The organism is Leisingera sp. JC1, from assembly GCF_001679925.1.
In the GTDB taxonomy this organism is placed as follows: Bacteria; Pseudomonadota; Alphaproteobacteria; order Rhodobacterales; family Rhodobacteraceae; genus Leisingera.
Map to the genome: position 1 here is coordinate 1 of NZ_LYUZ01000140.1, position 10,640 is coordinate 10,640.

At 64.4% G+C, this 10,640-nt stretch carries 12 protein-coding genes; 9 read left to right on the plus strand and 3 right to left on the minus strand.

Annotation, left to right across the window (positions count from 1 at the left end; genetic code table 11):
* The 3 genes from A9D60_RS22995 to A9D60_RS23005 form a co-directional block, all read left to right on the plus strand.
* Positions 1 to 876, plus strand: an 876-nt coding sequence (locus tag A9D60_RS22995) for a GNAT family N-acetyltransferase (RefSeq protein ID WP_141118030.1), incomplete at its 5' end; no start/stop codon positions are given.
* A gap of 100 nt (positions 877 to 976) precedes the next feature.
* Positions 977 to 1,732 (plus strand): SDR family NAD(P)-dependent oxidoreductase, encoded by a 756-nt coding sequence (locus tag A9D60_RS23000; protein ID WP_065269747.1) that lies wholly within the window; start codon positions 977 to 979, stop codon positions 1,730 to 1,732.
* Positions 1,733 to 2,019: 287 nt separating this feature from the next.
* On the plus strand, positions 2,020 to 2,586 hold the full coding sequence (locus A9D60_RS23005) for a sugar O-acetyltransferase (protein ID WP_065269748.1): 567 nt from the start codon (positions 2,020 to 2,022) through the stop codon (positions 2,584 to 2,586).
* A gap of 145 nt (positions 2,587 to 2,731) precedes the next feature.
* Here the strand turns inward: A9D60_RS23005 and A9D60_RS23010 are convergent, their stop codons facing one another.
* From A9D60_RS23010 to A9D60_RS23020, 3 genes are all read right to left on the minus strand, one after another.
* On the minus strand, positions 2,732 to 4,540 hold the full coding sequence (locus A9D60_RS23010; RefSeq protein WP_065269749.1) for an ABC-F family ATP-binding cassette domain-containing protein: 1,809 nt from the start codon (positions 4,538 to 4,540) through the stop codon (positions 2,732 to 2,734).
* A 63-nt stretch (positions 4,541 to 4,603) separates the two neighbouring features.
* Complete coding sequence (locus tag A9D60_RS23015) at positions 4,604 to 5,350, minus strand: GNAT family N-acetyltransferase (RefSeq protein ID WP_065269750.1); 747 nt, start codon at positions 5,348 to 5,350, stop codon at positions 4,604 to 4,606.
* Between the two features lie 67 nt (positions 5,351 to 5,417).
* Positions 5,418 to 5,891 (minus strand): outer membrane protein assembly factor BamE, encoded by a 474-nt coding sequence (locus A9D60_RS23020; protein ID WP_065269751.1) that lies wholly within the window; start codon positions 5,889 to 5,891, stop codon positions 5,418 to 5,420.
* A 101-nt stretch (positions 5,892 to 5,992) separates the two neighbouring features.
* Between A9D60_RS23020 and A9D60_RS23025 the strand changes: the two genes are divergently transcribed.
* From A9D60_RS23025 to A9D60_RS27155, 6 genes are all read left to right on the plus strand, one after another.
* Positions 5,993 to 6,529 carry a YceD family protein gene (locus A9D60_RS23025; RefSeq protein WP_065269752.1) on the plus strand — a complete coding sequence of 179 codons (537 nt, stop codon included), beginning with the start codon at positions 5,993 to 5,995 and terminating at the stop codon, positions 6,527 to 6,529.
* Positions 6,530 to 6,753: 224 nt separating this feature from the next.
* Entirely contained in the window at positions 6,754 to 6,960 is a 207-nt protein-coding gene (gene rpmF, locus A9D60_RS23030) for a 50S ribosomal protein L32 (RefSeq protein WP_008558107.1), read from the plus strand.
* 37 nt (positions 6,961 to 6,997) lie between these two features.
* Entirely contained in the window at positions 6,998 to 8,110 is a 1,113-nt protein-coding gene (gene plsX, locus A9D60_RS23035; RefSeq protein WP_065269753.1) for a phosphate acyltransferase PlsX, read from the plus strand.
* 18 nt (positions 8,111 to 8,128) lie between these two features.
* Positions 8,129 to 9,100: a beta-ketoacyl-ACP synthase III gene (locus tag A9D60_RS23040; RefSeq protein WP_065269754.1), complete on the plus strand. Its 972-nt coding sequence runs from the start codon at positions 8,129 to 8,131 to the stop codon at positions 9,098 to 9,100.
* Positions 9,101 to 9,201: 101 nt separating this feature from the next.
* Complete coding sequence (gene ihfA / locus A9D60_RS23045) at positions 9,202 to 9,504, plus strand: integration host factor subunit alpha (RefSeq protein WP_008207184.1); 303 nt, start codon at positions 9,202 to 9,204, stop codon at positions 9,502 to 9,504.
* Positions 9,505 to 9,520: 16 nt separating this feature from the next.
* Positions 9,521 to 10,640, plus strand: a 1,120-nt coding sequence (locus A9D60_RS27155) for a MerR family transcriptional regulator (protein ID WP_254656781.1), incomplete at its 3' end; no start/stop codon positions are given.

Sequence of the window (10,640 nt, forward strand, 5' to 3'; positions counted from 1 at the left end):
GCTACCGCCCGCCCCCGGCCCCGCGCCTTGCAGCAGTCGCCGGAGTTCGCCCGCGCGCTGATGGCCTGCGGGCAGGAGCCGCGGATGCTGAATGGCACGCTGGTACTGCACCGCCGCTTCCCCGCTGGGCTGCGGCTGGCAATGGTAAACCGGGCCGACCTGACTGATCCCGCGCCACTGCTGGCCGCCCTGCGGACAGGCGGCTTCGCCCGCACTCCGCTGATCTTGTCACCCGAATCTCCCGCGCCGCATCTTTCCCGCCTCGGCGCTGTGCCGTTGGCCACGCCTGCCAATACCGCACATTGGGACCTGACAGGCGATCCGGACCAGCGCCGCGCCGCCCTGCACCAGAAATGGCGAAACCGGCTGAAGCACGGCGAGGCGCAAAACCTCCGCCTCACCCGCCAGAACCTGCCGCATGACGTGCGCCACTGGCTGTTCCGGGCGGACGCGGCACAGCAATCCTCACGCGGATACCGCAGCTGGCCCATTGGCCTCACCCTCGCCTATGCCCGCGAAAACAAGGGCCAGGCGAAACTCTTCCAGGCGTTTGAGGGCAAGGAAGCGGTCGCTGCCATCCTGATCCTCACCCACGGCAGCACCGCCACCTACCACATCGCCCACACCACCGCCCGCGGCAAACAGCTCAGCGCGCATCCCCTGCTGCTGTGGGAGGCTGCCAACTGGCTCGCCGCCAAGGGTATCTGTAGGCTGGACCTTGGCCTCATCAACACCGAGGACGCTCCCACCCTTGCCCGCTTCAAGCTCGGCACCGGAGCGCGCTTGCACCGGCTGGGCGGCACCTGGTGCTTCTGGCCGCCGCTGGGCCGCCTGCTTCAGCCGCTGGCCCTGCTCGACAGGCGGCAAATGGCCTGACAGGTTCCTGGACGCGCCGCGACGCCCCGTCCCGCTGGACAGGCGCCCGGCCTCTCCATTATATGAACACATGTTCAGATAACCGGGAGGAGCCCCGCTCATGAAACTTGCAGACACCGCAGCCGTGGTCACCGGCGGCGCGTCCGGCCTGGGTGAGGCCACCGCGCGCTACTTCGCCGAACAAGGCGCCCAGGTCACCATCCTCGACCGCGACGCCGAGCGCGGCACCCAGGTGGCAGAGGAGATCGGCGGCCATTTCGCCCAGACCGACGTGACCAGCGAGGAGTCGGTCTCCGCCGCCATCGCCCATGCGGCAGAAAAAATGGGCAAGATCACCGCCTGCGTGAACTGCGCGGGCATCGCCATCGGCGCCAAGACCGTGGGCAAGGAGGGCGCGCACCCGCTGGACGCCTACAAGCGCACCATCGACATCAACCTGGTCGGCACCTTCAACGTCGCCCGACTCGCCGCCGTGGAAATCGCCAAGAACACCCCCGACGCGGACAACGCCCGCGGCGTGATCATCAACACCGCCTCCATCGCTGCCTTCGACGGCCAAAAGGGCCAAGCCGCCTATGCCGCCTCCAAGGGCGGGGTTGCGGGCATGTGTCTGCCGATGGCGCGGGATCTCGCCTCCTCCGGCATCCGGGTCATGACCATTGCGCCCGGCATCTTCATGACCCCGATGCTGGCCGGCCTGCCGGAAGAGGTGCAGCAGCAGCTTGCCGCCGACGTCCCCAACCCAGCCCGCCTGGGCGACCCGCGCGAATACGGCCGCCTCGCGGGCTTCATCGTCGAGATGGGTTACCTGAACGGCGAAGTCATCCGCATCGACGGCGCCCTGCGCATGCGCTGACCTCCTGCCGTTGAGGCCGGGTCAAGGACGGCCCAGCCGCCGTGCATAGCACGGTTTATCCTTGAGGCGGCCTCAACAAAACACACACTCGAGATGGCGTCTTGAGGGGCACATCTGCCCCTCAAGCGCTTCTCAGCAAACCCCTCACACCGCACCAGCGGCGCCCGGCCCAAGGCCGCACAAAGGCGCTTGGCGCAGCCAGGGCACCTGCGGGCGCGGGAGCCCCCCAGCCCGCCGCAATTGACAATCGCTGCCGCCCGCACTTCACTCCCCCTCAGGAGGGCCTGATGAGCAAATCCGAACGGCAGAAAATGCAGGCGGGCGAGTGGTACTGTTGCCTGGACAGCGAACTCTCCGCGTTGCGCCATCAGGCCCGGGTTGCGGTGCATCAGCACAACACCGCACCGCCCGATCCGGCTGAAAACCTCAGCCCGCCGCTGGCTGCGCTCATTGCCGCCCACGGCGAAAACTGCCTGATCGAGACGCCCTTCCACTGCGCCTACGGCATCAACATCAGCTTAGGCAACAATGTCTACATGAACGCGGGCTGCACCATTCTGGACACCGCAGCCGTCACCATCGGCGATGGCACCATGCTGGGGCCGAACGTGCAGATCTACTGCGCCCAGCACCACAAGGACAGGGCGTTGCGGGCCAAGGGGCTGGAGATCGCCTATCCCGTCACCCTTGGTGCAGACGTCTGGATCGGCGGCGGCGCGATCATTCTGCCCGGTGTCACCATCGGCGATGGCGCCATTGTTGGAGCGGGCGCTGTCGTGACAAAAGACGTGCCCGCCGGAGAGACCGTCACCGGCAATCCGGCCCGCCCCAGGAACGGGTCACCCTGCCAGTGATCAAACCATAAAGACGGCGCCCGCCGCCTTTACCCGCCGTTCACATTTCCTGATGAATTCCAAAGTTTTACGGCAGCATCTTTGACCAAATGTTTCGCGCGCGAAACATTTGGTCAAGCGTACTTACCTAACAGGGAATCCCGCCTCAGCCCCCGGCCTTCTCCTCCAGCTCCAGCCATTCCTCTTCGGCTGCAGCCAGCTTTTCCTGCCGCTCCACCAGCGCCTCGGTGGCCTTCTTGAACTTGACCGGCTCGCGGGTGAACAGCTCCGGATCGCTCATCAGTTCCTGCAGCTTGCCGATCTCCGCCTCCAGCCGTTCGATCTCCGCAGGCAGTGCCTCCAGCCGGTGCTTCTCCTTAAAGCTCAGGCCATCCTTGGGCTGGCTCTCCTGCTTGGGCTTAGGCTTGGCTGCCTTTACCTTCTCCGCCTTCTCGGCAACCTCAAGCGGCCCGCGCTGCGCGATGTAGTCGCTCCAGCCGCCGGCATAGGCCGTGGCCCGCCCGTTGCCTTCCATCGCAATGGTGGTGGTCGCCACCCGGTCCAGGAAATCCCGGTCGTGGCTGACCAGCAGCACGGTGCCGTCGTAGTTGTCCAGCAGCTCCTGCAACAGGTCCAGCGTCTCCACATCCAGATCGTTGGTGGGTTCGTCCAAAATCAGCAGGTTCGAGGACCGCGCCATCAGCCGCGCCAGCAGCAGCCGCGCCTTCTCACCGCCCGACAGCGACCGAACCGGCGCCCGCGCCTGCCGCTCGTCGAACAGGAATTCCTTGAGGTAGCCCACCACGTGTTTGGGCTGGCCGCGTACCATCACCTGATCGGCCTTGCCGGAAATCCCCAGCAAGGGGTCAGCGGTCAGGTTCTCCCACAAGGTCGAATCGCCGTCGAGCTGGTCGCGGGTCTGGTCGAACAGCGCAATCTCCAGGTTGGTGCCCAGTTGCACGCTGCCCGCATCCGGGTCTTCCATGCCCAAGAGCATCTTCAGAAGCGTGGTTTTCCCGGCGCCGTTAGGGCCGACAAAGGCCACCCGGTCGCCGCGCTGCACCTTCAATGAGAAGTCCCGCACGATCTCCTTGCCGCCGAACGCCTTGCTCAGCCCTTCGGCCTCGATCACCTTGCGGCCCGACTTGGGGCCTGCCTCCAGCGCCATCTCGGCGGTGCCCTGGCGCTTGATCTGGCCCGCACGTTCCGCTTTCAGATCCTGCAGCGCCCGCACCCGGCCCATGTTGCGCTTGCGCCGCGCGGAAATCCCTTCGACAGCCCAACGGCTTTCCGACTTGATCAGCCGGTTCAGCTTGTGGCGCTGCATGTCCTCATCTTCCCAGACCTTGTCGCGCCAGGCCTCGAAATGCTCAAACCCCTTCTCCTGCCGGCGCACCTCGCCGCGGTCCACCCACAGCGTCGCGCGGGTCAAAGCCCGCAGAAACGCCCGGTCGTGGGAGATCAGAACAAAGGCCGCGCGGGTGCTCTTGAGTTCATTCTCCAGCCAGGTGATCGCCTCGATATCCAGGTGGTTGGTCGGCTCGTCCAGCAGCATCAGATCCGGCGCCTCGGCCATCAGCTTGGCCAGCGCTGCGCGGCGGCGCTCCCCGCCGGAGGCGGTTTCCACCGGGCGTGCGGGATCAAACTTCAACCCCTCGCCTGCGCGCTCCACCTTGTACATCTCACCGGGGTCCAGTTCGCTGGCGGCAAAATCGCCTAAGGTAGCAAACCCCTCCATCTTCGGGTCCTGCTCCATGTAGCCGACGGATTTTCCCGGCGGCACAACGATGTCGCCCTGATCGGCTTCAACAATCCCCGCCATCACCTTCATCAGGGTGGATTTTCCCGAACCGTTGCGCCCCACCAGCGCCACCCGGTCACCAGGCTGCACCACAAGATCAAGACCTGAAAAAACCGGATCGCCCCCGAAAGTGAGGGAAATGCCGGACATCTGCAAAAGAGGAATACGTGCCATGCCAGCCAGCTACCCCGGCGGCAAAATCGCGTCAACGCTCCCCGTTCATCTTTCCTGAAATACTCATTCGCCGCCCGCCACTGCCCGCAGCAACCGCTTGCGGGTATCAGGAATGGCGCCAATCTCCAGCCCGGTGAACACATGCAGCGTGTTCATCTGCCGGTCCACCACCGCGTGATCGCTGACCCAGCCGCCCATTACCAGATAGGTCCGCAACAAAGGCGGCATTACCAGTTGAGCCTTCTTCGCATCCGCCGCCCGGGGCGGCTCTGCGCCAAAACACACCACCTCAGGCGCCTTCACGCCCGGACGCCACTGCGCCGGCGCCAGATGCCGCTGCTGCAGCAGCGTCAACGCTTCAGTATAAGGCGCGGCAGAGGTGCCCGCAAAGGACGAGCAGCCAAACAGCATCCGCACCCTCTGCCCGTCAACCAGACGCGTCATCGCCGCCCAGGCGATACGCAGGATGTCCGCATCCTGCTGCTCCGGGTGAATGCAAAATCGGCCCAGTTCGGCCATCCGGCCTCCAAAACCCTGCAAGGCCGCCAGATCATAGAACTGCGCTGAATAGCTCCGCGTCAGCTCCGCACCGCTGTCCAGCAGCAGCAGCCGAAAGCAGCAGACCAGCCTGCCGCCGGGCTGCTCCTCCACCAGAACATGACAGCATTGGCTGTCGAAAGCATCGCTGTCTGTGCACCCGGTGCGGAAACACAGCGCCCGCAGGGCCTGAGCCGCCGCCACATCCGCCGCGCCTGCAGCCAGCCTGGCGCGGTAGCGCCCCCTGCTCAGCAAAATCTCAGGTTCCGCCATGGCAGCGGCCTCCAGCTTTCCAGCTCAGCCAATAGCATAAGCGCTGTGACAGAGCAGTGAAGCCGTCCTATTCGTTGTTCAGCAGCTGGCCAGGACCGAAATTGCCCAGGTTGCCCAACAGCTGACGCAGGAAAGTGTTGTCCTGTACGCCGGAGTTGGTCACGCGGCGTTCCAGCGGCACCACCCTGCCATCCTCCAGGCTGAAGCGCTCGATCGCCTGCACGACGCCCGAAGTGTCGAAACTGATCGCCACCAGGTCGCGCGCCACTGGCTCTGGCGCCTTGGCGCCGTAGTGGCGGAACCGGGTGGCCACATAGTAGTAACCGCTTTCGTTCAGCACTCCGGTTGAAGACGGGATGCCAATGGTCTCTGCCACCGAATCCCTGGTGTCGACACCCGGCACCACCTCGGCCAGCAGTTCCGGCGCCGGCACATAGCCGTGCTTGCGGTAGACCGAAGCGCAGGCCGCCAGGGCCAGCCCCGCTGCCGCAAATACTGCCCCGCGCAAAACCGCCTTGAAGTGAAATGCCTTTGCAACCATGACTGCCCCCCAGCCTGCCGCCAACACCGGCGGCTTGAATACGTCTTTTAACCCGATTACCTAATGACCGCCTCCGGTTCAAGAAACGAAAGCCCCCGAATATGCCTGACAGCACCGCTTTGCGGGTCGCGGACCTGCCGCAGAACGCCCCGACCGCGTTTGAAATCATCCCGGATAAGGACGTCCTGGCCGCGCTGGCGGCGGAGCTTGGGGTGAATGCCATACGCAAACTGCGCTTCACCGGTGAGATCAAGGCGATGGGCAAGAAGGACTGGAAACTGGCAGGTCGGCTGGGGGCGACCGTGGTGCAGGACTGTGTAGTGACGCTGGAGCCGGTGACCACGAGGATCGAGGAAGCGGTGGAAATCACCTACCTGGCCCGCATCGAGACCCCGGAAGGCGCCGAAGTTGAAATGCCGGAGGATGACAGCATCGAACCGCTGGGCAGCCACATCGACCCGGCTGCGGTGATGGCGGAGGCGCTGGCGCTGCATATCCCCGCCTATCCGCGCAAGGACGGCGCCGAACTGGGCGAGGCGGTCTATGCCGAGGACGGTGTGCAGCCGATGCGGGATGAGGACACGCGGCCGTTTGCTGGCCTTGCGGCCTTGCGCGGCAAGTTGAAAGATGAGGACTGAGGGCAGAATTATTGCGGCGCAGAAAATCGCCTCTGGCGCCGCCCTGCCGGCTGCCTTAAAAAACAGCTTGCGCCAGCGGAGATTCGCAGTATTTTCGCGCGCTCATCGGAATTTTTGGTTGGACAATGCTTGGGCAGACGCCTAAACGCACGTCAGACTGATCGAACAGAATGCAATCGCGCCGCGGGGATGGCCCCAAGGCCCAAACAGACAAAGGTTGAGACATGGCCGTCCAACAGAACAAAGTATCCAAATCGCGCCGCAACAACCGCCGCGCGCACGATGCACTGGTTGCTGCGAACCCGAACGAATGCGGCAACTGCGGCGAGCTGAAGCGCCCGCACCACGTATGCCCGTCCTGCGGCCACTACGACGACAAGGAAATCGTCGCAGCTGCAGACGAGATCGAGATCGATGAGGACGCGGCATAAGCCACGGACAGGATCCTGATGCCAGGCAGGCTTTCGCATGACGGGTAAACCCGATCAAAATCAGGCAAAAGCCGGCCGCATCACTATTTCTGTTGACGCCATGGGCGGAGACGCCGGCCCTGCTGTTGTGGTGGCCGGCATTGCCATGTCCGCAGAAAAGAACCCGGACATCGGGTTCATCCTGCACGGGCCTGCCGAACAGCTGACACCTCTGGTTGCCAAAAAGCGCGCCCTGAAAGGCCGCGTTGAGATCCGCGACGTCCGTGACGTGGTCACCATGGAGGACAAGCCCTCCCAGGTGATGCGCAACGGCAAAGGCACCTCGATGTGGTCGGCCCTGGATGCGGTCAAGAACGGCGAGGCCTCGGGTGCGGTCTCCTGCGGCAACACCGGCGCGCTGATGGCCCTGTCGATGCTGCGGCTGCGCAAGCTGCCGGGGGTCAACCGGCCTGCCATTGCCATCCTCTGGCCCTCGCTGAACCCGCAAGGTTTCAACGTCATGCTGGATGTCGGCGCCGACGTGAAGGCGGATGCCGAGGATCTGTTGCAGTTTGCCCTGATGGGCACGTCTTACGTGCGAAACTCGATGGACATCGCCCGCCCCCGCGTGGGCCTGCTGAATGTCGGCACCGAAGAGCACAAGGGCCGCGCCGAGCTGAAGGAAGCCTACGGGCTGATTTCGGATCAGGCGGAGCAGGCGAACTACGAATTCGTCGGTTTTGTCGAAGGCAGCGATATTCCCGGCGATGTTGCCGATGTGATCGTGACCGACGGCTTTACCGGCAATGTGGCGATCAAGACCGGCGAAGGCACCGCCAGCCTGATGCGCACCGCGCTGCGGGAGGCGTTCGGGTACTCGTTCCTGTCGAAGATCGCCGCGCTTCTGGCGATGACTTCCCTGAAACGGCTGTCGAAACGGATGGACCCGCGCCGCGTCAACGGCGGCGTGTTCCTGGGCCTCAACGGCACCGTGGTGAAATCCCACGGCGGCGCCGATGCCACGGGCGTCTCCGCTGCGGTCAAACTGGCCTTCCGGCTGGCACAGCACGGATTCGCCGAAAAGCTGGCCGCGCGGGTTGCATCTGCCGGTTTGCATACCCAAGATAATACTGCCCCCCGCGAGATGCGGGCGGCCACCGAAAAAGACTGAATATAGGCAGGCAGACGGATGACGCGACGCGCGGTAGTTGCTGGCACAGGACACTATCTCCCCGAGCGGGTGGTGGAAAACGCGGAATTCGAAGCCACGCTGGACACAACGGACGAATGGATCCGCAGCCGCTCCGGCATCGAACGCCGCCACTTCGCCGCTGAAGGAGAGACCACATCGGATATGGCCGCCAAGGCAGCTGAGCGCGCTTTGGCGGACGCAGGCCTGACGGTTGACGATGTGGACGCCATCGTTGTGGCCACCTCCACCCCGGACCTCACCTTCCCATCTGCCGCCACCATGGTGCAGTCCAAGCTGGGCATGACCAAGGGCTTTGCCTTTGACGTGCAGGCGGTTTGCGCAGGCTTCGTCTATGCGCTGTCGAACGCCAGCGCATTGATTGCTTCGGGCCAGGCAGACCGGGTGATGGTGATCGGCGCAGAGACCTTCAGCCGGATCATGGACTGGACCGACCGCTCCACCTGCGTGCTGTTCGGCGACGGCGCCGGCGCGCTGCTGCTGGAGGCACAGGAGCAGCCCGGCACCAACAAGGACCGCGGCATCCTGGCAACCGACCTCAATTCCGACGGCCGCTACAAGGATCTGCTCTACGTCGATGGCGGGGTATCAACCCAGTCCACCGGCCATCTGCGGATGCAGGGCAACCAGGTGTTCCGCCACGCGGTGGAGAAACTCGCCTCCACCGCAAATACAGCGCTGGACCGCGCGGGCCTGTCTGCGGGTGATGTCGATTGGATCGTGCCGCATCAGGCCAATATCCGCATCATTCAGGGAACAGCCAAGAAAATGGGGCTCAGCATGGACAACGTGGTGGTAACCGTGCAGGATCACGGCAATACCTCCGCCGCCTCCATCCCGCTGGCCCTGTCGGTCGGCAAGGAACGCGGCCAGATCAAGGAAGGCGATCTGATCGTGACTGAGGCCATTGGCGGCGGCCTGGCCTGGGGCGCTGTTGTGCTGCGCTGGTAACGTCGCAGCTCGATTTCCCGCCCGAATTCCCCCGCGCAATTCATTGATATTGACAGGGAAATTCCCTCCGCCCTATGCTTTGGCAAACAACGGGGATTGGTATGGGCGAAAAAACACTGACAAGAATGGATTTGAGTGAAGCTGTTTTCCGGGAAGTCGGCCTGTCGCGCAACGAAAGCGCACAGCTGGTGGAAAGCATGCTGCAGCATATGTCGGATGCCCTGGTGCGCGGTGAACAGGTTAAGATTTCCTCGTTCGGCACCTTCAGCGTAAGGGACAAGTCGGCCCGCGTCGGGCGCAACCCGAAGACGGGCGAAGAAGTGCCGATCCAGCCGCGCCGCGTGCTGACCTTCCGGCCCTCCCACCTGATGAAAGACCGCGTGGCAGACGGCAACCGTAAGTAACGGGACCTATTAAGTCATGTCGAAATCACCGGACGCCTTCCGCACCATCAGCGAAGTTGCGGAATGGCTGGACGTGCAGGCGCATGTTCTGCGCTTCTGGGAGAGCAAATTCACCCAGGTCAAACCTGTGAAGCGCGCCGGCGGGCGGCGCTATTACCGGCCTGCGGACATGCAGCTGCTGGGCGGGATCAGGAAACTGCTGCACGTTGACGGATTGTCGATCAAGGAAGTGCAGGCACTGTTGCGCGAGCAGGGCGTGGCCCATGTCGCCAGCCTGTCGCATCCGCTGGAAGGCGAAGAAGAGCCCGCTATTGAATCAGCAGCACCCGCGGACAAGCTGGGTGATGACTGGCAGGAATCGCTGGAGATGAGCGCGGAGGCCGCGCCCCAGGCATCCCCTGAAGACAGCAATGTCGTGGGATTCCCGCAACCTACTCTGCCGGACACCCCGCCGCCAGCTTCCCTCTCCACACCTTCCCCGGCCACCCCGCGGCCCGAAGCCGCCGCTGCCCCGCAGATGCAGATGGATCTGGCACCGCCCGCCGCAAGCGGCGGCGCCGCCCCGTCTGGAAACGCGCCTGCAGCCCCGGAATCGCCCCCTCCCGCCCCTGCGGCAGAGCCTGCCGCCTCAGAAGGTGAGGATGCCGGTCAGGCCCAAGAGCAGGCCGAAGATGCAGCACCGTTTACGGATCAGCCGGTTGAGCACCCGGTGGAAGCAGCGCAGCCGTCCTCTGCCCCCGAACCGGAGGCACAGCCCGAAGCTGAGGACACGGAACAGCCTGCCGCTGCAGACGAATTGCAGGATCAGGAGCCGGAAGCCGCTGAAACAAGCCTTCTTCCCGGCGACGCAGCGTCCCAGGAGCAGGTTGCCGGACCCGCGGCCGGGGTGCCGCAAGAGCTTTTCGCAGATGAGGGTGCCACAGAACCGGAAACCAGCGCACCGCTGATGGAGGACGTCGCGGAGCCTGTCCCCGTGTCTGAAACCGGAAACGGGGTTGAGGAGCCTCAGGCCGGCTTTGCCGATGCGCCCGCCACTGCAGAGGACGCGGCACCGGAAGCAACCGAAACAGCTGAACCTGTTGAAGACATTCTGGAAACCGCGCCGGAGCCGGCAGCGGAGCCCGCCCCTGTTGCCC